21 protein-coding genes and 1 tRNA gene are annotated in these 25042 nt (G+C 70.3%); 14 read left to right on the forward strand and 8 right to left on the reverse strand.

What is annotated here, in order from left to right:
- Positions 1-52 precede the first annotated feature (52 nt).
- From D457_RS0110120 to D457_RS0110135, 4 genes are all read left to right on the forward strand, one after another.
- On the forward strand, positions 53-655 hold the full coding sequence (locus D457_RS0110120; protein ID WP_017580550.1) for a DUF501 domain-containing protein: 603 nt from the start codon (positions 53-55) through the stop codon (positions 653-655).
- Complete coding sequence (locus D457_RS0110125; protein WP_017580551.1) at positions 652-1662, forward strand: Ppx/GppA phosphatase family protein; 1011 nt, start codon at positions 652-654, stop codon at positions 1660-1662. Before D457_RS0110120 ends, D457_RS0110125 begins: the two co-directional genes overlap by 4 nt.
- 494 nt (positions 1663-2156) lie before the next feature.
- On the forward strand, positions 2157-3533 hold the full coding sequence (locus tag D457_RS0110130; protein ID WP_017580552.1) for an NAD(P)/FAD-dependent oxidoreductase: 1377 nt from the start codon (positions 2157-2159) through the stop codon (positions 3531-3533).
- A gap of 146 nt (positions 3534-3679) precedes the next feature.
- Positions 3680-3753 (forward strand) — tRNA-Leu (locus tag D457_RS0110135).
- Between the two features lie 60 nt (positions 3754-3813).
- Here D457_RS0110135 and D457_RS0110140 read toward each other — a convergent pair.
- Positions 3814-5613, reverse strand: a complete 1800-nt coding sequence (locus D457_RS0110140) for a PucR family transcriptional regulator (RefSeq protein ID WP_017580553.1) — start codon at positions 5611-5613, stop codon at positions 3814-3816.
- A 221-nt stretch (positions 5614-5834) separates the two neighbouring features.
- On the opposite strand from D457_RS0110140, the gene pruA reads away from it, so the two are divergent.
- From pruA to D457_RS0110155, 3 genes are all read left to right on the forward strand, one after another.
- A complete protein-coding gene (gene pruA / locus D457_RS0110145; RefSeq protein ID WP_017580554.1) occupies positions 5835-7460 on the forward strand; it encodes an L-glutamate gamma-semialdehyde dehydrogenase in 1626 nt (541 codons plus the stop codon).
- 203 nt (positions 7461-7663) lie between these two features.
- Positions 7664-8590, forward strand: a complete 927-nt coding sequence (locus tag D457_RS0110150) for a proline dehydrogenase family protein (RefSeq protein ID WP_017580555.1) — start codon at positions 7664-7666, stop codon at positions 8588-8590.
- A 215-nt stretch (positions 8591-8805) separates the two neighbouring features.
- Entirely contained in the window at positions 8806-9693 is an 888-nt protein-coding gene (locus tag D457_RS0110155; RefSeq protein WP_017580556.1) for a Bax inhibitor-1/YccA family protein, read from the forward strand.
- A gap of 145 nt (positions 9694-9838) precedes the next feature.
- Here D457_RS0110155 and D457_RS0110160 read toward each other — a convergent pair whose 3' ends face one another.
- The 3 genes from D457_RS0110160 to D457_RS0110170 form a co-directional block, all read right to left on the reverse strand.
- Positions 9839-10090, reverse strand: coding sequence for a DUF4287 domain-containing protein (locus D457_RS0110160; RefSeq protein ID WP_017580557.1), 252 nt, complete (start codon positions 10088-10090; stop codon positions 9839-9841).
- A 227-nt stretch (positions 10091-10317) separates the two neighbouring features.
- Positions 10318-11538 (reverse strand): acetyl-CoA C-acetyltransferase, encoded by a 1221-nt coding sequence (locus tag D457_RS0110165; RefSeq protein WP_017580558.1) that lies wholly within the window; start codon positions 11536-11538, stop codon positions 10318-10320.
- Positions 11539-11584: 46 nt separating this feature from the next.
- Positions 11585-12655, reverse strand: coding sequence for an SGNH/GDSL hydrolase family protein (locus D457_RS0110170; RefSeq protein WP_017580559.1), 1071 nt, complete (start codon positions 12653-12655; stop codon positions 11585-11587).
- A gap of 318 nt (positions 12656-12973) precedes the next feature.
- Between D457_RS0110170 and D457_RS0110175 the strand changes: the two genes are divergently transcribed.
- The 3 genes from D457_RS0110175 to D457_RS0110185 all read left to right on the forward strand — a co-directional run bounded on the left by D457_RS0110175 (position 12974) and on the right by D457_RS0110185 (position 16812).
- A complete protein-coding gene (locus D457_RS0110175; RefSeq protein WP_017580560.1) occupies positions 12974-14341 on the forward strand; it encodes a cystathionine beta-synthase in 1368 nt (455 codons plus the stop codon).
- A gap of 144 nt (positions 14342-14485) precedes the next feature.
- On the forward strand, positions 14486-15214 hold the full coding sequence (locus D457_RS0110180; RefSeq protein WP_017580561.1) for an acyltransferase: 729 nt from the start codon (positions 14486-14488) through the stop codon (positions 15212-15214).
- A 452-nt stretch (positions 15215-15666) separates the two neighbouring features.
- Complete coding sequence (locus tag D457_RS0110185; RefSeq protein ID WP_017580562.1) at positions 15667-16812, forward strand: cystathionine gamma-synthase; 1146 nt, start codon at positions 15667-15669, stop codon at positions 16810-16812.
- Positions 16813-17049: 237 nt separating this feature from the next.
- Here D457_RS0110185 and D457_RS0110190 read toward each other — a convergent pair whose 3' ends face one another.
- A complete protein-coding gene (locus D457_RS0110190) occupies positions 17050-17292 on the reverse strand; it encodes a hypothetical protein (protein ID WP_017580563.1) in 243 nt (80 codons plus the stop codon).
- Between the two features lie 319 nt (positions 17293-17611).
- Between D457_RS0110190 and D457_RS0110195 the strand changes: the two genes are divergently transcribed.
- Together D457_RS0110195 and D457_RS0110200 are read left to right on the forward strand one after the other, a co-directional pair.
- Positions 17612-18343 carry a GntR family transcriptional regulator gene (locus D457_RS0110195; protein ID WP_017580564.1) on the forward strand — a complete coding sequence of 244 codons (732 nt, stop codon included), beginning with the start codon at positions 17612-17614 and terminating at the stop codon, positions 18341-18343.
- 8 nt (positions 18344-18351) lie between these two features.
- On the forward strand, positions 18352-19161 hold the full coding sequence (locus tag D457_RS0110200; protein ID WP_017580565.1) for a GntR family transcriptional regulator: 810 nt from the start codon (positions 18352-18354) through the stop codon (positions 19159-19161).
- A 24-nt stretch (positions 19162-19185) separates the two neighbouring features.
- Here the strand turns inward: D457_RS0110200 and D457_RS32285 are convergent, their stop codons facing one another.
- Positions 19186-20118 carry an LCP family protein gene (locus tag D457_RS32285; RefSeq protein WP_017580566.1) on the reverse strand — a complete coding sequence of 311 codons (933 nt, stop codon included), beginning with the start codon at positions 20116-20118 and terminating at the stop codon, positions 19186-19188.
- Between the two features lie 92 nt (positions 20119-20210).
- Between D457_RS32285 and D457_RS0110210 the strand changes: the two genes are divergently transcribed.
- Together D457_RS0110210 and D457_RS0110215 are read left to right on the forward strand one after the other, a co-directional pair.
- Positions 20211-20903 (forward strand): response regulator transcription factor, encoded by a 693-nt coding sequence (locus D457_RS0110210; RefSeq protein WP_017580567.1) that lies wholly within the window; start codon positions 20211-20213, stop codon positions 20901-20903.
- A 76-nt stretch (positions 20904-20979) separates the two neighbouring features.
- On the forward strand, positions 20980-22278 hold the full coding sequence (locus D457_RS0110215; RefSeq protein ID WP_017580568.1) for a sensor histidine kinase: 1299 nt from the start codon (positions 20980-20982) through the stop codon (positions 22276-22278).
- A 180-nt stretch (positions 22279-22458) separates the two neighbouring features.
- Here the strand turns inward: D457_RS0110215 and D457_RS0110220 are convergent, their stop codons facing one another.
- Entirely contained in the window at positions 22459-23568 is a 1110-nt protein-coding gene (locus tag D457_RS0110220; protein ID WP_017580569.1) for a VWA domain-containing protein, read from the reverse strand.
- The gene (locus D457_RS0110225; protein ID WP_017580570.1) at positions 23568-24989 is read right to left on the reverse strand and encodes a sigma 54-interacting transcriptional regulator; all 1422 of its coding nucleotides are present in this window, start codon (positions 24987-24989) and stop codon (positions 23568-23570) included. The genes D457_RS0110220 and D457_RS0110225 overlap by 1 nt, the downstream gene beginning before the upstream one ends.
- Positions 24990-25042: the final 53 nt, after the last annotated feature.

Raw genomic sequence — 25042 nt, forward strand, 5'->3', positions numbered from 1 at the left:
CCTGTGGACAACGGGTAAGGAGGTTCCTTGTTGCAACTATGCTGGGCTGGTCATGACTTCCGCAGATCAGCCCGTTCCGGGGCACACCGACGGCGGTCCCGCTTCCGAGCAGGACCTCGCCGCGATCGAACTCCAGTTGGGCCGCCAACCGCGCGGGGTCCGTGCCGTCGCGCACCGCTGCCCCTGCGGTCTCCCCGACGTGGTGAAGACCGCTCCCCGCCTGGAGGACGGCACTCCTTTCCCGACCCTGTACTACCTGACGTGCCCGCGCGCCGCCTCGGCGATCGGCCGGATGGAGAACGAGGGCCGGATGCGCCAGATGCAGGAGCGCCTGGGCGAGGACTCCGAGCTCCAGGCTGCCTACACCAAGGCCCACGAGTCCTACCTGGACGAGCGGGCCGAGCAGGCGCGCGCCGACGGTCTGGAGCCGCTGCCCGAGGGGATGCAGAGCACCGGGGGCATGCCGACCCGGGTCAAGTGCCTGCACGCCCTGGTCGGCCACGAGCTGGCCGTGCCGGGCACCAACCCGTTCGGTGCCCAGGCGCTGACCGAGCTTCCCGAGTGGTGGGCCAAGGGCCCGTGTGTGTGCGTGGACGACGAAGCCCCCGAGGGTGACGAAGCACCTGAGGGCACTGAAGGGACGAACGCCTCATGACCGGTGTCGCGGCGATCGACTGCGGAACCAACTCGATCAGGTTGCTGATCGCCGACATCGTCTTCCTGGGTGATGACGAGGTCCAGGTGGTGGACGCCGACCGGCGCATGGAGATCGTGCGGCTGGGCCAGGGCGTCGACGAGACCGGCGCGTTCGCCCCGGAGGCGCTGGAGCGGACCTTCGACGCGCTGCGCGGCTACGCCGAGGCGATCGAGGCGCACGGGATCGAGCTGGGGCCGGATACGGTGCGCATGGTCGCGACCAGCGCGACCCGGGACGCCAGCAACCGCCAGGAGTTCGTGGACGGTGTCCGCGAGATCCTGGGCGTGGAGCCCGAGGTGGTCACCGGTCTGGACGAGGCGGAGCTGTCCTTCGTGGGCGCCACGGCCGAGCTGGAGGCGCAGGCCGCCGACGGCGAGTCCAACGGCGACTTCACCACGCCCTTCCTGGTGGTCGACATCGGCGGCGGCTCCACGGAGTTCGTGCTGGGCGGCGTGGGCGAGGACGAGGACGAGGACGAGGACGAGGACCTGGTGCGCGCCTCGCTGTCGGTGAACATCGGCTGCGTGCGGATGACCGAGCGCCACCTGCGCTCTGACCCGCCCACCAAGGAGCAGGTCGAGGCGGCCACGGCCGACATCGACGCCGCCCTGGACGAGGTGGAGAAGGTCGTCCCGCTGCGCGAGGCCGGTTCGGTGGTGTGTGTGGCCGGGACCGCGACCACGGTCGCCGGGATCGCGCTGGACCTGCCCGAGTACGACTCCGAGCGGATCCACCACTCGCGGGTCTCCGGCGAGGCCCTGGAGCGGATCACCGTCGAGCTGCTGGGCTCCCGGCACGCGGAGCGCTCGGAGATCGGTGTGATGCACCCGGGCCGCGTGGACGTGATCGGGGCGGGCGCCCTGGTGCTGTCCCGTGTGCTGGCGCGTACCGGCGCCGACCACTTCACCGCGAGCGAGCACGACATCCTCGACGGTGTCGCGTGGAGTCTCATCGCACCGGAGTGATCCGGTAGCGGTCTGGAACGCCCGGGCGTCCGGTCGACGGGGACTCTGCTGAACCGCGGGGGCCGGTCGACCGGGGCGGTCCGGGTGATTCTTGTGACCCGGGTGAACCGGAGTAAACCGGTACTCATCATTGCTTAACCTCCTGGAAAGGGAACTTCGGTCACTCCGGAGGGGCCTTTCGGGGGGTCAGAGCAGGGCCCTCGGGTGAGACGCGTCACCCGTTTGGCCCTTGTGAATGCATTCACAACCCATCTGACCTGCGAAAACATCTCTGCGTTGCACGTGGGGATGGTCCGAAGGTGGACGGATGTGAACCTTCACTGTCGGGAGGTGCTTGTGAAAGAATGCACAAGCAACCTTCCCAAGAGTTGGGGTAAGAACCACGGCTCAGCGGGACCCGGCGCCAACCGGCGCGGGGCGACCGAAGAACCGTGACAGCCTTCGCGGCCCTTGAGGCAAGGGCGCCACAGATTAACCGTTAGGGCGGAAATGCGATGACCGAGAGCAGGAACTACCGGCTGGTACACGGTGGCGGGGACGAGGCGGAGATCCCGCACATCCTCATCGTCGGCGGCGGTTACCTCGGGATGTACACCGCGAGGCGACTCGAGAAGAAGCTCGGGTCCGGTGAAGCCCGCATCACCGTCATCGACCCGAACTCCTACATGACCTACCAGCCCTTCCTGCCCGAGGCCGCCGCCGGCAACATCTCGCCGCGCAACGTCGTGGTCCCGCTGCGGAAGGTCTTCGACCGGGTCCGCGTGCTGGGCGGCCGCGTCGTGCGCATCGACCACGCCGACAACACGGTCCGCTACGAGCCCAACGTGGGTGAGCCGGAGACCCTCCACTACGACTACCTCGTGATGGCGGCGGGTGCGGTCTCGCGCACCCTGCCCATCCCGGGCCTGGCCGAGTGGGGCATCGGTATCAAGACCGTCGAAGAGGCGGCCTACCTGCGTAACCACGTGCTCAACCAGCTCACCATCGCCGACTCCACCGACGACAAGGCCGTGCGCGCCAAGGCGCTGAGCTTCGTGTTCGTCGGCGGCGGGTTCGCCGGTGCCGAGGCCATCGCCGAGCTGGAGGACCTGGTCCGCGACGCGGTCCGCGTCCACCCCTCGATCGAGCAGAGCGAAGTGAAGTTCTACCTCATCGAGGCCGCGGACAAGATCCTGCCCGAGGTCGGCCCGGAGGTCGGCGAGAAGGCGCTCAACCAGCTGCGCCGCCGTGACATCGACGTCCGCCTCAAGACCTTCCTCGAGTCCGCCGTGGACCAGCGCATCAAGCTCAGCGACGGCGCCGAGTTCGACGCCGGCACCCTGGTGTGGACCGCGGGCGTCAAGCCCAGCCCGGTCGTCTCCGCCAGTGACCTGCCGCTGGGCCCCAAGGGCCACGTAGACACCAGCGAGTACCTCACCGTCAACGGCACGGACAACGTCTTCGCCGGTGGCGACAACGCCCAGGTGCCTGACGGCAATGGCGGCTACTACCCGCCCAACGCCCAGAACGCCGTCCGCCAGGCCCCGGTGCTCGCCGACAACGTCATCGCGACGCTGCGCAACGGCAAGCTCAAGGCCTACAAGCACAAGAACCTCGGCGCGGTCGCCGGTCTGGGCGTGCACAAGGGCGCGGCCCAGCTGTTCGGCAAGATCAAGCTGAACGGCCGTCTGGCCTGGTACGCGCACCGCTCCTACCACCTGCTCGCGGTGCCCACCTTCAACCGCAAGCTGCGGGTCCTCTCGGACTGGACGCTCGCCTTCTTCCTGCGCCGCGACTTCGCTGCGCTCCCGGAGATGTCGGATCCGCGCCAGGCCTTCGAGGAGGCCAGCCAGCCCCAGGTCGAGGACGGCCGCCTGCGCCGGGTCAGCTGACTTTCTGCCCGACCTCGGCACGCCCTGACACGGCACGAATGACCTACCCGAAACGGCCGGTTTCCCTCGGAAGCCGGCCGTTTCGTGTCCCCATCCGGCCAAGCCGAAACAAAGTGGGCAATCGGCCTGGCCGGTATGATGGGCACGCCCTCGTAGCCCAATGGAAGAGGCAGGCCCCCTAAAAGGGTCACAAGTGTCGGTTCGAGTCCGACCGGGGGTACTCAGCTCTTCTCTTGCGGACCCCTCCGGGCGACCATGAACGCCCGGAGCCGCTGCCGGCTCATTGTTGTTCCATCAGCAGCTGGAGCTGGGTGAACAGGCGCTCGCCCGGATCACCCAGGTCGATGCCGCTCACGGCCGCCGCGCGGCGGACGCGGTAGCGCAGGGTGTTCGGGTGGATGTGCAGGCGCTCGGCCGCCGCGCGGGCGTCGCCGAAGGCCTCCAGGTAGGCCAGCAGCGAGTGCACAAGGTCGGCGCCGCCCGCCTGGTCGTACTCGATCAAGCGGTTCACCCGGGGGTCGCGCAGGGACGGGTCGGCGCGCAGGTGGGCGAGGGTCTCGCTGATCAATACCCGGGAGCGCACGTCGGAGATGGTCGCCACCTCCCAGTCGGTGCCGCCGTCCAGGTCGCGGCCCATGGCGTCCAGGACCCGGTCCGCCTCCGCGCGGGATTCGGGGACGTCGCCCAGCCGCTCCACCAGCGAACCCACGGCTGCCTGCACGCGCAGCCCCAGCGCCGCCCGGGCCGCCGCGACCGTCTTGCGGGTCAGCGCCAGCACCGACTGCTCCACCCCGCGCCAGCCGTCCCCGCCCGGGGTGCGGGCCAGATCCGGCAACAGCACGTAGACGCGGCCGTCGAGCTCGGTCACCAGGGAGCTGCGCCGGTAGGCGGCCGCGTGCACGGAGACCAGGTCGATGAGCTGGCGGCGGCGCAGCTCCCGCACCGGCCGGTCCGGGCGCTCCCCGGCCTCGGCGCCCTCCGGTTTCGCGGTTTCCGGGCCACCCCCTGAGCCAGCTGACCCGGCCGAGGGCTGGCTCAGCGAGAAGGCCACCACCAGCGCGGCCCGCTCGGTGTGCACCTCCACGGTGTCGGCGAGCGCGCCCGCGTCGATGCGCCCCTCCAGCAGGCTGGACAGCAGGTCCTCGCGCAGCCGCAGCCCGGCGCTGGCCTGGGTGCGCTGGCGGATCATCTGTAGCGCGGTGGTGCGGGCGGCACCGAGCAGGGCCTCCTCCGCGTGCCGGGCCAGCGGCTGGGAGCCCTCCTGCACCCAGATCGCCCCCAGCGGCTGGCGCCCGGCGTGGATGCCCACCGCCAGGCGGCGGCGGATGCCGAGTTCGAGGTGCTCCTCGATCCGCACCACCTCCTCGCCCGCGCGCAGCTTGGTGAACACGCCCCACTCCCGCAGCAGCGCGAGGTAGGACTCGGGGCCCTGGCGGCCCAGCACGGACAGGCGGCGCAGCTCGTCCACCTCGGCGCCGCTGGAGTAGGCCAGCACCCGGCTGGCCGAATCCTCGATGCTCACCAGCCCGCCGGTGAGCTGGGCGATGGTCTGCGCCATGGAGAACAGGTCGCCGCTGGCCTCGCCCAGGTCCTCCGAGGCGGTCAGCCGGGCGTCGTCCACGATGTGCTGGCAGATCGACTGGAGCTGGTCCCAGCGCACCTCGGGCCGCACGGCCAGCAGCGCGACCCCGCTCTCCTGGGCCTCGGCGCGCAGCGTCCGCAGTTCGTCCGCGGCGCCCGAACGCGGGGAACGGCCCCGGTGCTCACCGGACGGCGGGATGGTCTCCTCCGCGGGGGAATGCCCGCCGGCCTTGACCGCGACCGCCGCCGCGCCCTGCCCGGCCAGCACCCGGACCAGCCGCCGGGCCGCCCCGCCGCGCACCCCGATCAGTAGGACCAGGTCACCCTCGCGGGCCTCCACCCGGTCCTCGGGGTCGATGATCACGACGTTGTCCACCTGAACATCAAGTCCGTCGGGCGCCGCGGCCACGTCCACGATCGGGTCGCCGAGGGCCAGCAGCAGCCTGCGGAGCGGCAGGCCCGCGCCCTCTTCGCCATGTGTTCCTACTTGACCAGGCATGATGTCGTTCCTCGCCGGTGGGGTGCGTGGACTGACATTACTGGAGTTGCGAGGGCGGGGAACCGGGGTGCGCGTATTCATGCATGCCTTGGTTTGTCCAGGTGAACAAATAGGGCTGGCAAAGAGTGGCCCGGCCCACAAGGTATGGACGTCCACGTTCTGAGACCGTTGAATCAGCCCAACCCTGCTCGTTCAGGGACATTCTTTCCAGGGAGGTGCCCATGGACGCCGTGACCAACGTCCCGCTGCCGGTGAACGAACCCGTTCTCTCTTACGCGCCCGGGAGCGCCGAGCGCGCCGAGCTCGTCGCCAAGCTCGAGGAGCTCGGCCGCGAGAGCATCGACCTGCCGATGCGCATCAACGGTGAGAGCCGGATGGGTGGCGGCGACCCGATCGACGCCGTCCAGCCGCACAACCACGCGGCCGTCCTCGGCACCATGCGCAACGCCACCCACCAGGACGCCCGCGACGCCATCGCCGCCGCGAAGGCCGCCGCTCCCGCCTGGCGCGCCATGTCCTTCGACGACCGCGCCGCGATCATCCTGCGCGCCGCCGAGCTGCTCGCCGGCCCCTGGCGCGCCACGATCAACGCCGCCACCATGCTCGGCCAGTCGAAGACCGTCCAGCAGGCGGAGATCGACTCGGCCTGTGAGCTCATCGACTTCTGGCGCTTCAACGTCTCCTACGCCCGCCAGCTCATGGAGCAGCAGCCCCTGAGCGTGCGCGGCGTGTGGAACCGCATGGAGCAGCGCCCGCTGGAGGGGTTCGTCTACGCGATCACCCCCTTCAACTTCACCGCCATCGCGGGCAACCTGCCCACCGCCCCCGCCCTCATGGGCAACGTGGTCGTGTGGAAGCCGTCCCCGACCCAGCAGTTCGCCGCCGAGCTGACCATGCGCCTCCTGGAGGAGGCCGGCATGCCCCCGGGCGTCATCAACATGGTCACCGGTGACGGCCTCGCCGTCTCGGACATTGCGCTGAACGACCCCGAGCTGGCCGGTGTGCACTTCACCGGTTCCACCAAGACCTTCCAGCACCTGTGGAAGAGCGTCGGCGAGAACATCTCCAACTACCGCTCCTACCCGCGCATCGTGGGCGAGACCGGCGGCAAGGACTTCATCGTCGCCCACTCCTCCGCCGACCCGGAGATCCTGCGCACCGCCATCGTGCGCGGCGCCTTCGAGTACCAGGGTCAGAAGTGCTCCGCCGCCTCGCGCGCCTTCGTGGCCCGCTCGGTGTGGGAGCAGATGCGCGACGACCTGGTCGCCGAGACCGAGGCCCTGACCATGGGCGACGTCACCGACCTGTCGAACTTCGTCGGCGCCGTCATCGACCGCCGCTCCTTCGACAAGCTGGCCAAGGTCCTGGAGGACGCCAAGTCCGACCCGACCCTGCAGATCATCGCCGGCGGCACCGCCGACGACTCGGTCGGCTACTTCGTGCGCCCGACCATCATTGAGGGCACCGACCCGACCAACGACGTGTTCCGCACGGAGTACTTCGGCCCGGTCATCGCCGTCCACGTCTACGAGGACGACGACTTCGAGTCGGTCCTGAAGATCGTCGACGAGGGCTCCGCCTACGCCCTGACCGGCGCCATCCTGGCCAACGACCGCGCCGCGGTGGCCAAGGCGACCGAGGCCCTGCGCTTCACCGCCGGCAACTTCTACATCAACGACCGCCCGACCGGCTCCATCGTCGGTCAGCAGCCCTTCGGCGGCGGTCGTGCCTCCGGCACCAACGACAAGGCGGGTTCGGCCCAGAACCTGTCCCGTTGGGCCAGCCCGCGCGCCATCAAGGAGACGTTCGTCGCGCCGACGGTCTCCTCCTACCCCCACCAGGGGTAGTCACCGGCGGCGTACCCCCTTCTCCGTCCTGAGGGGAGTCCGCCGCCACCCGGGGCCCGTTCCCCGGCGGCCCGCGCCGAGTGAGCCGCCGGGGAACGGGGACCCCGCGCCCCCCGAGGAACCCACCGCGCGGTCGGCACACCGGCCGCGTTCATCGTCCGCGCCAGCCCAACCCGCTCGCGCACGTCTTCGTCGAGGTCACCATGCTTCGTAAGCCCCTGCTGCTCGCCGCCAGGTCCACGACCTGCCGCACGATCGTCGAGCGCACTCCCATGACCCGGGCCATGGTCTCCCGCTTCGTCGCGGGCGCCACCATGGAGGAGGCCCTGCCCGCCGTCCACGAGCTGGCCAAGGACCGCTACATCACCCTGGACTTCCTCGGTGAGGACACCACGGACCTGTCCCAGGCCACCGGCACCGTGACCGCCTACCAGGAGCTGCTCGCCGCTCTGGGCGAGGCCGGTCTGGGCGACCGCGCCGAGGTCTCGGTCAAGCTCTCCGCCGTCGGTCAGTTCCTGAACGCGGACGGCGAGAAGATCGCGCTGGAGAACGCGCGCAGGATCGCCGAGGCCGCCAAGGCGGTCGGCACCACGGTGACCTTCGACATGGAGGACCACACCACCGTCGACTCCACGCTGGCCATCCTGCGCGAGGTGCGCCAGGACTTCCCGTCCACGGGCGCGGTCCTCCAGGCCTACCTGCGCCGCACCGAGGCCGACTGCCGCGACCTCAGCGGCGAGGGTTCGCGGGTGCGCCTGTGCAAGGGCGCCTACGACGAGCCCGAGTCCGTGGCCTTCCGCGACAAGCACGAGGTGGACAAGGCCTACGTGCGCGCGCTGAAGGTCCTCATGGAGGGTGACGGCTACCCGATGGTGGCCTCGCACGACCCGCGGATGATCGCCATCGCCGGTGAGCTGGCCGCCGCCCACGGCCGCGGCGCGGACGACTACGAGTACCAGATGCTCTACGGCATCCGGGACGGCGAGCAGGTCCGCCTGGCCGCCGAGGGCAAACGCATGCGCGTCTACGTCCCCTACGGCGACGAGTGGTACGGCTACTACATGCGCCGTCTGGCGGAGCGCCCGGCCAACATGCTCTTCCTCGCGCGGTCCCTGGTGACCCGCAACTAGGGATGGGCACGAGGCCCGAAGACACAGGGTCCGAAAGCGGGGGTCCGCACCGGTGACACGGGTGCGGACCCCCGCTGCTTTGACGTGGCCCTTTTGCGGTACGTGTCGTTTCACACGTGCCGTTTCGCAACGGTGACCTGGTCCCCGGAACCCGCGGACGGGGCCGTACGTTACTTTGTGGGCAGCAAACCACGCGTGAAAGGCCTTTACTAGACATGCGGATGCGGAGTTCCAACCCCGTCCTCAAGCGGGCGCTACAGCAGCAGTCCGGACCTCAGCAGGGCTATGGGCAGCAGGGTTACGGACAGCCCTACCCGCAGCAGGGTTACGGCCAGCCGGGTTACCCGCAGCAGGGTTACCCCCAGCCGGGTTACCCGCAGCAGGCGGCGGCCGACCAGCCCATGACCATCGACGACGTCGTCGTGCGCACGGGTATGACCCTGGGCGCCGTCGCGATCGTCGGTGCCATCAACTACTTCCTCTTCATGAGCAACCCCGCCCTCGGCATGGGTCTCATGTTCATCGGCATGATCGGCGGGCTCATCCTGGGCCTGGTGATCGCGTTCAAGCAGATGACCAGCCCGGTCGCCATCCTGATCTACGCGGCCTTGCAGGGTCTGCTGGTCGGTGGCCTCTCGGCTCTGCTCGGCAGCATGCTGTCGGCGCAGCTGGGTGACGCATCGGCGGGCACCTCGCTGGTCACGCAGGCCGTGATCGGTACGGTCGCGGTCTTCGGCGTGATGCTGGCGCTGTACAAGTACCGCATCATCAAGGTGACCGACGGTTTCGTGAAGGCCGTCTCGTACGCCGTCCTGGGCGCCGCTGCCCTGATGCTGATCAACTTCGTGCTCAGCTTCTTCATCGCCGGTGGCATGGGTCTGCGCGAGCCGACCTGGCTGGGCCTGGGCGTCGGCATCGTGTTCGTGGTGCTGGCCGCCCTGACGCTGGCCATCGAGTTCCGCGGTATCGAGGAGGGCGTCGCCGCCGGCATCCCGAGCAAGTTTGCCTGGCAGTTCGCCTTCGGCCTGACCGTCTCCCTGGTCTGGCTGTACATCGAGATCCTGCGTCTGCTCTGGCTGATCAAGACGATGTTCGCGGACTAGTACCGCGTGGTACCGCTGGTACCGCTCAGGTACGTCCGCGCCCGCGTAGACACGTTCGGCGTGACGAGGGGCCGTCGCCCGGGTTCTTCCCGGGGGCGGCCCCTTTGCCGTGCTCGGAGTGCGGGCACTGAGGTGTCAGGGCGGGTCAGACGGTCTCTCGGCGCGGTGTCGGGATGGAGCGGTTCCTGCGACGACGGTCGTATTCGGTGACGATGGCCTGGGCGTAGCCGTGGGTGAGGTTGTACTCGTCAGCGAGCCAGTACGACCGGTCCGTGGGGCGCAGCAGGCCCGGTCCCTTGTCGAGCGAGTCGAACCACTCGTGGAGTCCTCGGCCGGTCACGGCCGGGATGCGTTCGATGAGCTTTGCGTGGATCTCCGGCGAGTGGGTTACCGACATAGGCACCTCCGCAGTGCGTTGGGCGTGTGGCACTTACCTGCGACCCTGCATCAGGATCACGGTTTGGACAAGCCCCGGCCGCCAGCTTTTACCTTGCGGGTGCGAGAACGTTTCCCTGCGGGACGTTCATAGGTGCCTCGAACATGACAAAAGGGGCCCCGGACCGGAGTCCGAAGCCCCTTCGTGGCCTGGGATGCAGGCGGACCGAAAGTCAGCTCAGGCGCTGGTTAGCTCAGACGCTCGAAGATGGCCGCCATGCCCTGGCCGCCGCCGACGCACATGGTCTCCAGACCGAAGGTCTTGTCGTGGAACTGGAGGCCGTTGATCAGCGTGCCGGTGATGCGCGCGCCGGTGCTGCCGAACGGGTGGCCGACAGCGATGCCGCCGCCGTTGACGTTCAGCTGGCTGTCGACGTCGATGCCCAGCTGGTCGGCGGAGGGCAGCACCTGGGCGGCGAAGGCCTCATTGATCTCGGCCAGGTCGATGTCGCCGATCGCCATGTTGGCGCGGGCCAGGGCCTGCTTGGAGGCCTCGACCGGCCCCAGGCCCATGATCTCCGGGCTCAGGCCGGTCACGCCGGTGGAGACGATGCGGGCCAGCGGGGTGATGCCCAGCTGCTTGGCCTTGGTGTCGCTCATGATGACCAGCGCGGAGGCGCCGTCGTTGAGCGGGCAGGCGTTGCCCGCGGTGACGGTGCCGTCGGGGCGGAACACCGGCTTGAGCTGCGAGACCTTCTCGTAGGTGGTGCCGCGGCGGATGCCGTCGTCGGTGCTGACCACGGTGCCGTCGGGCAGGGTCACCGGGGTGATCTCACGCTCCCAGAAGCCGTTGTCCAGCGACTTCTCGGCGAGGTTCTGCGAGCGCACGGCGAACTCGTCCTGGCGCTGACGGGAGACGCCGGTGATCTCGGCGACGTTCTCCGCGGTCTGGCCCATCTCGATGTAGGCGTCGGGCAGGTTTCCGGCCTCGCGCGGGTCGGTCCAGGCGCCCTGGCCGCCCTCCTTGCGCTTCTCGGTGCGCGCCGTGGCGTCGGCGAAGAGCGGGTTCTGGTTCTGCGGGTTGTCGCTGCTGCCGTTGATGAAGCGGCTGACGGTCTCCACGCCGGCGGAGACGAACACGTCGCCCTCGCCCGCCTTGATGGCGTGGTAGGCCATCCGGGTGGTCTGCAGGGACGAGGAGCAGTACCGGGTGACGGTGGTGCCCGGGACGGTGTCCAGGCCGAGCTGCACGGCGACGATGCGGGCCATGTTGAAGCCCTGGTCGCCGCCGGGGAGGCCGCAGCCGAGCATGAGGTCGTCGATGCTCTTCGGGTCGAGCTCGGGGACCTTGGCGAGGGCGGCGCCGACGATCTGGGTGGTCAGGTCATCCGGGCGCAGGTCCTTGAGGGAGCCCTTGAAGGCTCGGCCGATCGGGGAGCGCGCGGTTGCGACGATGACTGCTTCGGGCATGTTCTTCGTCCTTGTTCGGGGCACGGCAAGACTTGTTACTGGCTAGTTAACCTGTCCGACGGTTCCCGGCGCCACCCGGGGTCGGCCTTGGCGCGTCGTCGCTTTCGATGGTCTCGGCGCTGCTCGGCGCGGTCGCGGGCCTGGGCGCGCCGCGCAGCCGGAAGGGGCCGCGGATGAACGCGGCCCAGCTGCCGTGCTGCCCGGAGGGTGCCTGGTCAGCGGCGCGCGAGACCTCGGTTCCGGGGGTCTGTGCGGCCACCACGGCGGCGCGGTCCACGGGCAGGACCCCGGCCGTGCGCTCGCTCTCGTCGATCTCCGGGAGCAGTCCCAGGGCGGCGCAGACGGAGGGCAGGACGACGAACGCGGCCTGCGCGTACCCGCGCGCTGACGGATGGAATCGGTCGGGCCCGAACATGGAAATCGGATCTGACCGAAAGTCCTCGGCCAGGACGTCGCTCAACGAGACCGTGCGCCCGCCCACCTCCGTCACCGCGATGGTCTGGGCGGCGGCGAGCTGCCGGGAGGCCCGCCGGGCCACCGAGCGCAGCGGCCAGCCGATGGGACGGACGGTGCCGAGGTCGGGGCAGGTGGCCACGACCACGGGGGTGCCCCGCTCGACCAGCCCTCGGGTGGCCTCCCGCAGCGCGGCCACGGCGTCGTTGGGGCGGACCCGGCGGATAACGTCGTTGGCGCCGATGAAGATCACCGCCACGTCGTAGCGCTTGTCCGGGAGGTGTGCTTCGCCGTGCTGGACCTGCGCCGCCAGATTCGAGGATGTGGCTCCGGGGGTGGCCGTGCAGCGCAGCCACACCGGGCGGTCCGCTGCCGCGGCGAGTCCCGCGGCCAGGTGCGCTCCGGGGGTCTGCCGGGACTCGGCCACCGCGAACCCGGCAGCCGTGGAGTCACCGAGCATCAGCAGGCGCAGCGGCGGACCCTCGCCGTCCCCGAAGGTGCCGTTGGCCCGCGGCCGCTTCCACTTCGTGTGCCCGATCGCGTTCTTTGCCAGTCTGGCCTGGAGATACAGGAGGGCGAGGGTGCCCCCGCCCACGAGCGTGAGCCCGCCGCCACCGAAGGCGGTGGCGGCGGCGATGCGTCGTGCTCGCGCGGCTCGCAGCATCGGTGCCCCCTCACTCCACGAAGCGTCGGAAGACTCCCAGTCGACGTTACCGTCGGGCCACCCCGCGGTCACGCACCCCGACGGCAGACAATCGGCGCCTCGGGGACAGCCAACTCGAACGGCGCGGCGACCGCTTTCGGTTGGGGCCAGCGCCGGTTCGGACCGGTCCACACCGCTTACGGGAGCGGCGAAGACGCTGGTTGGTGAGGTTAGAGTCAGAATGTGGGGGACCGGACCGGTCCTCACCTGCCTCGGGCGCACCGGGGAACCGACACCGGCGGGCCGAAGACCCGGTCGCCACTATGCAAAGGAGCAAAGTTGCGGGTACACGACTCACTGATCGACCTGGTCGGGGACACCCCGTTGGTCCGTCTTCGGAAGGTCTCCGAGGGGTTGGCCCCGACGATCCTGGCGAAGGTCGAGTACTTCAACCCGGGCGGCTCGGTCAAGGACCGGATCGCGTTGCGCATGGTCGAGGCCGCGGAGAAGAGCGGAGCGCTCCAGCCCGGCGGCACGATCGTCGAGCCCACCTCCGGTAACACCGGTATCGGCCTCGCGCTCGTGGCGCAGGAGAAGGGCTACCGCTGTGTCTTCGTCTGCCCGGACAAGGTCGGACCGGACAAGCTCTCGGTGCTGCGCGCCTACGGCGCCGAGGTCGTGGTCTGCCCGACCACGGTCGCGCCCGAGCACCCCGAGTCCTACTACTCGGTCTCCGACCGCCTGGCCGCGGAGATCCCCGGGGCCTGGAAGCCGAACCAGTACGAGAACGAGAACAACCCGGAGTCGCACTACCACTCCACGGGTCCGGAGATCTGGGACCAGACTGAGGGCCGCATCACCCACTTCGTGGCGGGCATCGGCACCGGCGGGACCATCAGCGGCACCGGCCGCTACCTCAAGGAGGCCTCCAAGGGCTCCGTGCAGGTCGTGGGCGCCGACCCTGAGGGTTCGGTCTACTCGGGCGGCAGCGGGCGCCCGTACCTGGTCGAGGGCGTCGGCGAGGACATCTGGCCGGGCACCTACGACACGGCGATCTGCGACGAGATCGTGGCGGTCAGCGACAAGGACTCGTTCCTGATGACCCGTCGTCTCGCCAAGGAAGAGGGCCTCCTCGTCGGCGGCTCCTGCGGCCTCGCGGTCGAGGCCGCCCTGCGCGTGGCCGCCGACGCCGGCCCCGACGACGTCATCGTCGTGCTGCTGCCCGACGGCGGCCGCGGCTACCTCGGCAAGATCTTCAACGACGAGTGGATGGCCGACTACGGCTTCCTGTCCGCGGAGACCGAGGAGGCCACCGCCGGCCAGGTGCTGGGAGCCAAGGAGGGCGAGATGCCCGACTTCGTGCACAGCCACCCGGACGAGACCGTCGGCACCGCCGTGGCGATCATGCGCGAGTACGGCGTCTCCCAGCTGCCCGTCATGAAGGAGGAGCCGCCGGTCATGGCGGCCGAGGTCGTCGGCTCCATCGCCGAGCGCGACCTCCTCGACGCCCTCTTCGACGGCCGGGCCGAGCTGGACGACCTCGTCGAGACCCACATGGGCAAGCCGCTCTCCACCGTCGGTACCGGTACCCCGGTGAGCGACTGCGTCCGCCTGCTGCGCACCTCCGGCGCCCTCGTCGTGCTGCGCGACGGCAAGCCGGTGGGCATTCTCACCAGGCAGGACCTGCTGGCCCACCTGTCGGGCTGATCAAGCCCCTTCCCGGTCCCGGGCGGCACTCGAACCGAGCGCCGTTCGGGACCCGGTGTTCGTGCACCGGACACCATGACGCATACTCGGACACTGCTAATGTTCGCGTCAGGATTTACTGGCCGGTAATAAGTAGGTGCACCCGTGTCGCGGCTCCTGAACTGGATCATCCGCTCCGTCTGGTCGTATGCGCGGAGCCACGGAGAGATCCGCGCCGACTCCAAGGCCGCCCGCAAGTTCGCGCGCTTCGGAGCCGGGTCTGCGATCGCCTTCCCCACCGCGACGCTCTACGGAGAGCCGTGGATCGAGATCGGCGTGCACACCGTCCTCGGTGGTGACATGACCCTGGCTGCCGGGATGGGCCCCGACTACGACCTCGGTGAGGGAACCGTCGTCCGTATCGGCTCCGGCTGCGCGATCGGCCGCGGGTCACACATCGTCGCTCACCGCTCCGTGGACATCGGCGACCACGTCTACACGGGGCCGTACGTCTACATCACCGATCAGAACCACGCCTACGCCAACACCGACATCCCCGTCGGCCTCCAGTGGCCCGTCGACGACCCGGTCAGCATCGGCGCGGGAAGCTGGCTCGGCGCCAACAGCGTCATCCTCCCCGGCGTCCACCTCGGCAAGAACTCCGTCGTCGCCGCCGGAACCGTCGTCCGCCCGGGCAAGTACCCCGACCACGCGGTCATCGCGGGCATCCCCGGCAAGGTGGTGCGCACCCACGACCCCGAACTCGGCTGGGACCCGCCCCTCCGCGAGATGGGAACGCCCACCCGCGTGCCCACCCCGGTCACGGGCCTGCCCCCGGAGGCCCCCACCGAGCCCCCGGAGCCGGGCTCGCCCACGAGGTTCCCCCCGGCCTGAGAGCCCAGCTCCCTGACGTAGCCGGCGCCCGGACACGCCTGACAGAAGAGGTCACTCCGTCAGGGGCCGTCGTCCCCTGGTCTTCGCCTCCCTCGCCCGCCCCACACCTTCCACGGCGTTCACGAGGTTGAACATCGCTAGGGAGCAGGGAGCAGGGAGCAGGGAGCAGGGAGCAGGGAGTCAGCTCCGCGCCATCAGAGCGGGGAAGGGAAGTGAATTGTGGGAGCCGAGTTCGCCCGCTCAGACTCCCCAAGCGCTTCACCCCGGGTCTGCGGGGTCCTGTGGTCCTGGGGTTCCCCCACACAACGCAGGGAGCCCAGCCGGAACATAGGGAGCAGCCCAGCCGGGACACAGGCCCGCTGTCTGCTCAGGCGGTGGAGGGGGTGACCACATTCTGAGATGTGCCTGTTGGCAACGGGTTCCGAGTGGACTCCGGGCACTATTGTGGCCACATGAAGTTCGACGGGTTTGAAACGCTGGCCATCCACGCAGGGCAGGAGCCGGACGCCGGTACCGGGGCCGTGGTTGTGCCGATCTACCAGACGAGTACCTACGCCCAGGACGGCGTGGGTGGGATGCGACAGGGCTACGAGTACTCCCGCACCAAGAACCCCACGCGCACCGCGCTGGAGGAGTGCCTTGCCGCGCTGGAGTCCGGAGCGCGAGGCCTGGGCTTCGCCTCCGGGATGGCGGCCGAGGACACCCTGCTGCGCACGGTGCTGTCCCCGGGTGACCACATCATCATCCCCGGCGACGCCTACGGGGGCACGTTCCGCCTGATCTCCAAGGTGGTCGAGCGCTGGGGCGTTAGCTGGGACGCGGTCGACCAGACCGACGTCGACGCGGTCCGGGACGCGATGCGCCCCAACACCAAGGTGGTGTGGACCGAGACACCCACCAACCCGCTGCTGGGGATCACCGATATCGAGACGGTCGCGCAGATCGCCCATGACGGCGACGCCCTGCTGGTCGTCGACAACACGTTCGCGTCTCCCTACCTGCAGCAGCCGCTCACGCTGGGCGCCGATGTCGTCGTGCACTCCACGACCAAGTACATCGGCGGGCACTCCGACGTCGTCGGAGGCGCGCTGGTCGTGGCCGACGCCGAGCTGGGCGAACGGCTGGCCTTCCACCAGAACACCATGGGTGCCATCCCGGGTCCCTTCGACTCCTGGCTGACGCTGCGCGGGGTCAAGACCCTGGGCGTGCGGATGGACCGTCACAGCGAGAACGCCGAGCGCGTCGTGGCCGCCCTTGAGGGCCACCCCGCGGTGCGGCGCGTCTACTACCCCGGGCTGGACACCCATCCGGGACACAAGATCGCCGAGCGGCAGATGCGTTCCTTCGGTGGAATGGTCTCCTTCGCTCTGCGCGACGGGGAGAAGGCGGCACTGGAGGTGTGCGAGCGGACCAAGGTCTTCACCCTGGGTGAGTCCCTGGGCGGGGTCGAGTCCCTCATCGAGCACCCGGGGCGGATGACGCACGCGTCGACCGCGGGGTCCCCGCTGGAGGTTCCGGCCGATCTGGTGCGAGTCTCCGTGGGTATCGAGTCCGGTGACGACCTGGTCGCGGACCTGTTGCAGGCCCTCGAAGGCTGATCCCTGCAAACCTGAGCCCTCAGAACGGGGCTCTCGAAGTCTGAATTCTCAAACGGGGGGTTCAGCGGCGGTCGGGGGGCCGCGTGGCGTCGCCGCGCGGGTTCCCCGGCGTCGTTGCCGGGCCCGTCGCGGCCGTTGCCTCGTTGATTCCTACTGCATTGGTTCCTGCTGCGTTCACCGCAGGTGCTGTGTGCCGGGTGGGCACAGCGTCGGTGTTGCGAGCGCTACGGGTTCGGTTCAGACCGCGGTGGGCGTGCGGCTCTGGACCGGGAGGTCGCGCTGCTGGTCACGGAAGTGCAGGCCGAGGAAGGCCCGGCTGGAACGGGAGAGGGCGCTGTCGTCGCCCTCCTCGCGCAGGGAGCGGTAGCTGCCCCGGTGGTCCCGGCGTCGGATGCCGATGGAGATGGCGAGGAGGAACCCCGCCGCGAGGCCCATCAACAGCAGGCCGACGAAGATGAGGATGACGAAGGCGATTTCCATGGCTTGTCCTCTGGGGGTAGTGGCCGGTCAGATCCTGGTCGGCCCCCTTGAGAACCGAGGGGGCGGTGGAGTGCGTCTCATGTGGTCCGGGTTCTTCCGTCGGTATGGGGTGGGTGTGCCTGTGGTGGTCTCTGCGTCCTCATGTTCGTCTTCATGTTCTCCGTTTCGGGTGGCCAGATGGTGGATCCGCCCTGTACTGAGGGTGGCCTTCATCTAGGATGGGTTCAACAGAACCGGTCGGACCTGTTTGGCTGGTGTACCACTCAGCTTGTTGGTACAAGTTAAGTTGTTGGTCTTGTACCCCCTAGAGGGCGGACTTATGCGGGCAGAAAGTAGATACCGGCAGATCGCCCGAGCGCTGCGACGGGAGATCCAGGAGCGAAGCCTTCCCCTGGGCGGCCAGCTTCCCTCGGAGAAGCAGCTGGAGGAGCGGTTCGAGGCCTCCCGCAACACCATCCGCCTCGCCCTGGGCATGCTGCGCAATCAGGGACTCATCGTCAGCAAGCCCGGCCGCGGGCACTTCGTTCAGGACGTGGTCCCGGAGACCTTCTACGCCACCCGTACCAAGGGCGGCCCCGACGGGCTCAACGAGTCCAACATGAGCGGCCTGACCCTGGAGGAGCTCCAGCTCCTCAGCGCCACCCCCGACATCGCCAGCCGCCTGCGGGTCCCCGAGGGCGACATGACGGTGGTCCGGCGCATGCACCGCTTCTCCGGGGAGCGCTCGGGGTCGGTCAGCTCCGCCTACTACCCGGTGGACCTGGTCCAGGGCACCCCGCTCATGGTCCCCGAGGACGTGGAGAGCGCCCTGGTGGTGCTCATGGAGCACGGCCACCGCCAGGTCGGTTACGTGGACGAGCTCGAGACCCGCATGCCCACCCCCCAGGAGACGTCCCAGCTCGAACTCCCGCCGGGCGTCCCGGTGCTGAACGTTCACCGCACGGACTACGCCGAGGACCGGCCCATCCGTTTGGTGCACACTGTCCATGCGGGGCACAGCATCCGCTACCAGTTCGAGCACGGCAACCTGCAGGCCTACCACCGGGACTGAAACAGCGAATGAGCACGACGAAGAAGACCGTGGTCGCCGACTACCTGCGGGAGGCCCTGGCCAAGGGCGTCTACCAGCCGGGTGAGCGGCTTCCGGGCGAGGAGGAGCTCGCCGACGAACTCGACGTCTCACGTGCCACCGCGCGCCTGGGCATGCGCATCCTCCAGGACGAGGGCCGCATCGCCATCCACGTCGGCCGGGGCGCCTACGTCGCCGACCACCAGCCGATCATCCACCGGGCCACCCCGACCAGTCGGGACGACCCCGGGCGGCTGGACTCGGACTACCACTCCCGGCTGCGCGACGCCGGGTACAGCAACATCGACGAGAAGATCAAGGTCAGCCTGGACACCATGCGGCCCAAGATCGCCAAACGGCTGCTCAACGAATCCGAGGAGCAGGGCCCGCACGGCGGCCTCGTCGTGATCCGCGCTTCGGAGCACTTCGTCGACGGCAGCCTGTGGCAGTCGCACGTCACCTACTTTCCGTTCAGCATCGCTAGCAACACGGCGCTCATGTCCCCCGAGTACCTCGAGGGCGGGATCGGCGAGGTGCTCAGGGAACTCGGCCTGCACGAGGAGTGGAACTGGGACATCGTGGGTGCGCGCATGCCTTCCCAGGACGAGGCCGACGCCTTCGGGCTCGCCCCCGGCATCCCCCTGCTCGTCCAGGAGCGGGTCACCTACGAGGGCCAGCGCCCGCTGCGCTTCACCGAAACCCTCATGCCGGCCAACCGCCACCAGCTCCTCTACGCGGGCGGCGATGCCCCCGAGGAACTGCGGGTGATGCACTCGGACGTCAACATCTTCGAGCACTGACCCGAGCCCCCGCACCTCCCCGCCTCAGGCCCCCAGCCGTCGCCACAGCCTCTTCGCGTCCGGTGAGAACTCCACCCAGGCCAGCGGGTTGACCTCCGAATCCACCACCGGCGCGGTCAGGATCTCTACGTCGTCCCCCGCCACCCCCCGGTGCTCGTTCAGCAGCCGACTCAGCGTCATCGGGTTGGCCAGCCCCGGGTCCGTCTCGATCCGCTCGGTGAACTCCGACGCCAGCTCCACCGCCCGCGCTGGGTCGGACAGCAGCCCGCCCTGACCGGCCGCCGCCACCAGCCCGCGCAGGAACTCCTGCTGCCGCTCGATCCGCCGCAGGTCGCTCTGGTCCTCGCCCACGTGGCGCAGCCGCAGGAACGCGACCGCGTCGTCGCCCGCCAGCACCTGCCGCCCCGGCTCCAGGCCGTTGGCGAACCCCGGTTCGATCCCCTCCGGCACGGTGACCTCCACCCCGCCCACGAGCGTGCTGAGCTCGGCCATCGCCACGAAGTCCAACACCGCGTGGTGGTCCACCGGCACCCCCGTGGTCTGCTCCACGGCGGCGACCGCGCACTCCGCGCCGCCGATGGCGAACGCCTGGTTCAACGGCTGCTCGTCCGATCCGTGGACGCTCCCGCCGTCGGCCCCCGTGCACTCCGGACGCTCCACCACCGTGTCCCGGGGCAGGCTGACCACGGTCGCCCCGCCGTCCTCGGCCAGGTGAACTAGCACGATGCTGTCGGCGCGCTCGGAGTCGTCGTCCCCGGGTGCGTGGGCGGCGTTGTCACCCTCCCGGGAGTCGCTGCCCATCACCAGGACGGTGGTCCCCTTCGACCCGCCGGGCAGTACCCCGAGCGCCCACGCCACGGTCGCCACTGCCGCCAGCAGCGAGCCGACCGCGAGGACGGCCAGGACCCGGGGCAGGGCCCGCGGTCGGGTCTGTTCACTCAGTTCTCTTTCGGTCATGACAGCGACTCAAGACGGCCAACCTGAGAGTTGCCTGAGAAAACGGCCGGTCACCAGCTCACACACACGTTTCTCGATTAGGTTCGGGGACCGTGAAACGAGTACTGGTCGTCGAGGACGAACCCGCCGTGCGTGAGGCGGTCACCGAAGCCCTGGAGATCGAGGGTTATCAGGTGATGGCCGCCACCGACGGTGGTACCGGGCTGGAGGCGGTGCGCCGCTGGCCGCCGGACGTGATTGTGCTGGACGTCATGATGCCGTTCGTGGACGGACTCACCCTGTGCCGCAGGCTCCGCGAACGCGGCGACCGCACCCCCGTGCTGGTCCTCACCGCGAGGGACTCCGTCGGCGACCGGGTCGCCGGGCTGGACGCGGGCGCCGACGATTACCTGGTCAAACCCTTCGACCTCGACGAGCTTCTGGCCCGGCTGCGTGCCTTGCTGCGCCGCGCCTACCCCGACGACGGCGGAACCCTCGGCCACGGTCCGCTCACCGTCGAGACCGAGGGCGGCCGCGCCCGGCTGGGTGAGCGCCCCCTCGAACTCACCCGCACCGAGTCCGCACTGCTCGAAGCGCTCGTGCGCAACGCGGGCCGGGTCGTCCCCCGCGCCGTGCTCGTCGACCACGTGTGGGGCTACGACTTCGGGCCGGGTTCCAACTCCCTGGACGTCTACATCGGCTACCTGCGGCGCAAGCTGGAGGCCGGGGGAGAGGCCCGACTGGTGCACACCGTGCGCGGCGTGGGCTACGTGCTGGAGGAACGTGGGGAGAGCCCCGGTGTGTGAACCACAGCAGTCAGAACCGCAGCAGCCCCAACCAGAACCCCGCGCCCACCTGAGCCTGAGAGTCCGCCTGGCGGTAGTGACTGCCCTGGTCGTGGCCACGCTCTCGGTGGTCGGCGCCGCCGTGTCCTACGGGATCGTCCGCCACCAGCTCTACGCGGAACTGGATCTGAGCCTGCTCCGGGAGGCCAACCGCGTGTCCCGGCAGATCGACCGCGCGGACTGGGTCGGGTCGGGGGAGTGCGTGTACGTCACCGCGCCCAGCTGCGTGCAGATCATCGGCCCCGGCCAGATCGTCGACCCGCCACCGGGCGAGCTCACCCCGCCGGTCTCCGCCGCGGCCTTCGACGTCGCGGCGGGCGAGGCCGCCCCCTACTTCTCCGACGCCGCCATCGGCGACCTACCGGTCCGCGGCTACACAGCGCCCCTTGGCGAGGGCCGCGCCGTGCAGGTGTCCGCACGCGCCGACACCGTCCAGGCCTCCGTCACCCGGGTCGGTTGGCGCATCGCCGCCGCCGGCGGGCTCGGCGTGCTCCTCGCCGGGTTCCTCGGCTACCTGAGCGCCCGCACCGTGCTGCGCCCTGTGGAACGGCTGACCCGGACCGCCGAGACCGTCGCGGCCACCCGCGACCCCGGCCACCGCATCGAGGTTTCCGGCCACGACGAGCTCTCCCGCCTCGCCGCCGCCTTCAACACCATGCTCGCCGAGCTGGAGGAGTCCTCCGCCGCGCAGCGCCAGCTGGTCGCCGACGCCTCACACGAACTCCGCACCCCACTGACCGGGTTGCGCGCCAACACCGACCTGCTCGGCCGCGACCTCGACCCCGAGCGCCGCGCCCGCGTGGTGGCCACCCTGCGGTCCCAGACGGTGGCGATGACCAGGCTGGTCAACGATCTGATCGAACTCGCCCGCGGCGACCGCGGGGAGCACCGCGACGAGGCGGTGCGCCTGGACGAGGTGGTGGAGCACTGCGTGGTTTCCGTGCGCCGCGACCGACCGGAGACCGGATTCGACCTGCACGCGGAGGCCACCGTCGTCCAGGGCGATCCGGAGCGGCTGACCCGTGCCGTGGCCAACCTCGTGGACAACGCCGCCAAGTTCAGCCCGGCGGACGGAACGGTCCAGGTCAGCCTGTTCGGCAGTGAGCTGACCGTGCGTGACCACGGGCCCGGGATCGCCGCCGAGGATCTCCCGCACGTCTTCGACCGCTTCTACCGGTCCTCCGCCGCCCGCGGCACCCCGGGTTCGGGGCTGGGCCTGGCCATTGTTCGCCAGGTCGCCGACGCACACGGCGCCGCGCTCACTGTCGAGGCCCCGCCCGACGGCGGCACCCTGGTCCGCCTCCACTTCCCCGACGCCGAGCCCCTCCCGCGGTGATCTTGCTACCAGTAGCAAGTTCGGCGCCGAACTTGCTACTGGTAGCAAGATCACCGCTGAAATCTGCTCGGCGGAGGCCGTGGTCGACACCCGCATGACCGGTGTGGTTGCGGCTGCGGTGGCACGGTCCTCGCTGTTTCCGTTTCCATCAGCGTCGCCGGGGTCAGCGCGCTACCTCAGTCAGCGCTGTTTCACATACCTGTCGACGACCAGCGGGCCCAGTGCCTCGGCGTCCGCGTGCATCACGCGCACGCCTCGGCGGCGTTCGAGGAGCCCCTGGAACTCCCGCAGCCGCGGATCGTCGGCGAGCAGGAAGAACGTGACCTCGGCGCCCTCGCCCAGAGCGGCGTCGAGTTCGGCCGCGGTGACCTCCACCGTGCGCGGGGCGGGCGGCCAGGAGAACCGGGCGTCGCCGTCCTCGCCCAGGTGCGCGGTGGGTTCGCCGTCGGTGACCGCCAGGACCACTGGCCGCAGCGCCCGGTGACGGCGCAGGTACCGCCGGGCCAGGTGAAGCGCGTGCTGGAGGTTGGTGCCGGGGGTTCGCCGCCAGTCGTGTTCGGCCAACTCCGCCGGGGTCATCTCGCGGGCGCGGTCACCGAAACCGATGATCAGAAGCCGGTCCTCGGGGTGCCGGGTGCGCACCAGGGTGTGCAGGGCCAGCGCGGTGCGGGTGGCCGCCTCGTGCAGCCCGCGGGCGACCATCGAGTGGGACAGGTCCACCAGCAGGCACACCGCGGCGGCCCCGGCCGGTTCGGTCTCGGTGTAGCGCACGTCCTCCGCGCGCAGGGCCTCCCCGGGTGCGAGACCAGCAGCTCGCCGCAGCATCGCCTCGCGCAGCGTCGCCACCGCGTTCAGGGGGCGGTCGAACCCGTCGTGCGGCACCGCGGCGCCGGTGGGTTCGTCGCCCGCCCCGTCACCGCCCCGGTGCCCGCCGGGCGCCGCCCGGCGCGCGGCCTCGATCTCGGTCAGCGCCACCTCGCCCAGTCTGCGCAGTTCGCGTGGGCTCAGCCCGTGGTCGGCCGAGTCCAACCGGTCCAGCGGGCCGTACCCGGCGCTGCCCAGAGCCGCCTGGAGCGCTCTGGCGTCCACCTCGTCCAGAGCACCGCGCTCTCCGTCCGCGTAGCGCCGCAGGGCCGCCTCAGTCGCAGCCAGAGCACCACCCGGTTCCTCCGTCTCCCTGGCGATCAACTCCAGCAGTTCCACAGCGGCCCGCACCGCCTCCTCTGGAGGCGGATCGGGGTCGGCCAGCGGGTCGGGGCCACCCATGTACGCCCGGTACCGGAACCTCATCAGAAGCGGTAGACACCCCCGTCGGGCGCGGTGTCCTTGGACAGCCGCCGTTCCAGGTACAGCCCTTCCAGCGCGAACTCCACCACCGCCGCGGCCAGTCCAGGAGAGGGCGGTCCGTCCGCCTCCTCGGGCGCCGCACGCTTGATCAACCCCGCCAACCCGGGCACCGCGCCCACCCGGCGCAGCAGTTCGGCGGAGCTCACCAGGTCTCCGGTCTCCACCGTGCCCCCGCCCGAGAAGCGGTCGCTGAGCGGTTCCAGGTCGGCCTCGCCCAGCCGGGCCCGGAAGGTCTCGGCCACCGCCCGGCGCAGCAGGGTCTCCAGGATCGACGCCTCGCGCCCCTCCGCGCCGGTCTCGAACTCGACCTTGCCCAGGAGTGGTTCGGCCACCCCGGCCAGGTCGCAGACCCGCGCCACCGGGACGTCCTCGCCGACGATCGCCGCCCGGCGCAGCGCCGAGGCGGCCACGGTCTCGGCGGCGGCCACGGAGAAGCGCACGGACACCCCCGAACGCTGGTCCACCCGGTTGGAGGCGCGCACCAGCCGGGTGAAACGGGCGACCGTCTCCACCAGGTGCGAGGGGACGGTCGTGCCCTCGGGCAGGTCCGCTTCCTGCCGGATCAGGGCGAGCTCGTGCTCCAGGTCAGGCGGGTAGTGGGTGCGCACCTGGGCGCCGAACCGGTCCTTGAGCGGGGTGACGATGCGGCCCCGGCTCGTGTAGTCCTCGGGGTTGGCGCTGGCCACCAGCAGCAGGTCCAGGGGGAGGCGCAGGGTGTACCCGCGCACCTGGAGGTCGCGCTCCTCCAGCACGTTGAACAGGGCCACCTGGGCGCGCGCGGGCAGGTCGGGGAGCTCGTTCACGCAGAACACGCCCCGGTTGGCGCGCGGCAGCAGGCCGAAGTGGACCGTCTCCGGGTCGCCGAGGGAGCGCCCCTCGGCCAGTCTCGCCGGGTCCACGTCACCGATCAGTTCGGCCGTACCGGTGTCGGGGGTGGCGAGCTTCTCGCCGTAGCGCTCGTCGCGGTGCCGCCAGGTCACCGGCAGCTCGTCGCCCTCTTCTGCCGACCGCCGCACACACGAGGGGCAGACCGGGGAGTAGGGGTGGTCGTTGACCGGGCAGCCCGCGACCGCTGGCGACCAAGCGTCGAGCAGCCCGGCGACCGTGCGGATCAACCGGGTCTTGCCCTGTCCGCGCTCGCCCAGCAGGACCACGTCGTGCCCGGCCAGCAGGGCGCGCTCCAGCTGGGGCAGGACGGTGTCGTCGAACCCGTGCACCCCGGGGAAGCGGGGCTGCCCGGAGGCCATCCGGGCCAGCAGGTTCTCCCGCACTTCGGCGGCCGTGGAGCGGTGGACGTGGCCGGAGTCGCGCAGCGCGGCGCGTGTGTGCGGGAGCCCGCCGGGGGCGTGTGCGGCATGGGTCACGTGAGGGAGTGTAGGCCCCGGGGCGTTTGAGGGGCCAGCTGGAGGAAAGCCCC

Origin of the sequence: Nocardiopsis valliformis DSM 45023 (assembly GCF_000340985.1) — a bacterium.
GTDB classification, from domain to species: domain Bacteria; phylum Actinomycetota; class Actinomycetes; order Streptosporangiales; family Streptosporangiaceae; genus Nocardiopsis; species Nocardiopsis exhalans.

Excerpts from the sequence above, each read along its gene's own strand:
- D457_RS0110120 (WP_017580550.1), top strand. The coding sequence starts at position 53 with ATGACTTCCGCAGATCAGCCCGTTCCGGGGCACACCGACGGCGGTCCC.
- D457_RS0110125 (WP_017580551.1), top strand. The coding sequence starts at position 652 with ATGACCGGTGTCGCGGCGATCGACTGCGGAACCAACTCGATCAGGTTG.
- D457_RS0110130 (WP_017580552.1), top strand. The coding sequence starts at position 2,157 with ATGACCGAGAGCAGGAACTACCGGCTGGTACACGGTGGCGGGGACGAG.
- D457_RS0110140 (WP_017580553.1), bottom strand. The coding sequence starts at position 5,613 with ATGCCTGGTCAAGTAGGAACACATGGCGAAGAGGGCGCGGGCCTGCCG.
- pruA (WP_017580554.1), top strand. The coding sequence starts at position 5,835 with ATGGACGCCGTGACCAACGTCCCGCTGCCGGTGAACGAACCCGTTCTC.
- D457_RS0110150 (WP_017580555.1), top strand. The coding sequence starts at position 7,664 with ATGCTTCGTAAGCCCCTGCTGCTCGCCGCCAGGTCCACGACCTGCCGC.
- D457_RS0110155 (WP_017580556.1), top strand. The coding sequence starts at position 8,806 with ATGCGGATGCGGAGTTCCAACCCCGTCCTCAAGCGGGCGCTACAGCAG.
- D457_RS0110160 (WP_017580557.1), bottom strand. The coding sequence starts at position 10,090 with ATGTCGGTAACCCACTCGCCGGAGATCCACGCAAAGCTCATCGAACGC.
- D457_RS0110165 (WP_017580558.1), bottom strand. The coding sequence starts at position 11,538 with ATGCCCGAAGCAGTCATCGTCGCAACCGCGCGCTCCCCGATCGGCCGA.
- D457_RS0110170 (WP_017580559.1), bottom strand. The coding sequence starts at position 12,655 with ATGCTGCGAGCCGCGCGAGCACGACGCATCGCCGCCGCCACCGCCTTC.
- D457_RS0110185 (WP_017580562.1), top strand. The coding sequence starts at position 15,667 with ATGAAGTTCGACGGGTTTGAAACGCTGGCCATCCACGCAGGGCAGGAG.
- D457_RS0110190 (WP_017580563.1), bottom strand. The coding sequence starts at position 17,292 with ATGGAAATCGCCTTCGTCATCCTCATCTTCGTCGGCCTGCTGTTGATG.
- D457_RS0110195 (WP_017580564.1), top strand. The coding sequence starts at position 17,612 with ATGCGGGCAGAAAGTAGATACCGGCAGATCGCCCGAGCGCTGCGACGG.
- D457_RS0110200 (WP_017580565.1), top strand. The coding sequence starts at position 18,352 with ATGAGCACGACGAAGAAGACCGTGGTCGCCGACTACCTGCGGGAGGCC.
- D457_RS32285 (WP_017580566.1), bottom strand. The coding sequence starts at position 20,118 with ATGACCGAAAGAGAACTGAGTGAACAGACCCGACCGCGGGCCCTGCCC.
- D457_RS0110220 (WP_017580569.1), bottom strand. The coding sequence starts at position 23,568 with ATGAGGTTCCGGTACCGGGCGTACATGGGTGGCCCCGACCCGCTGGCC.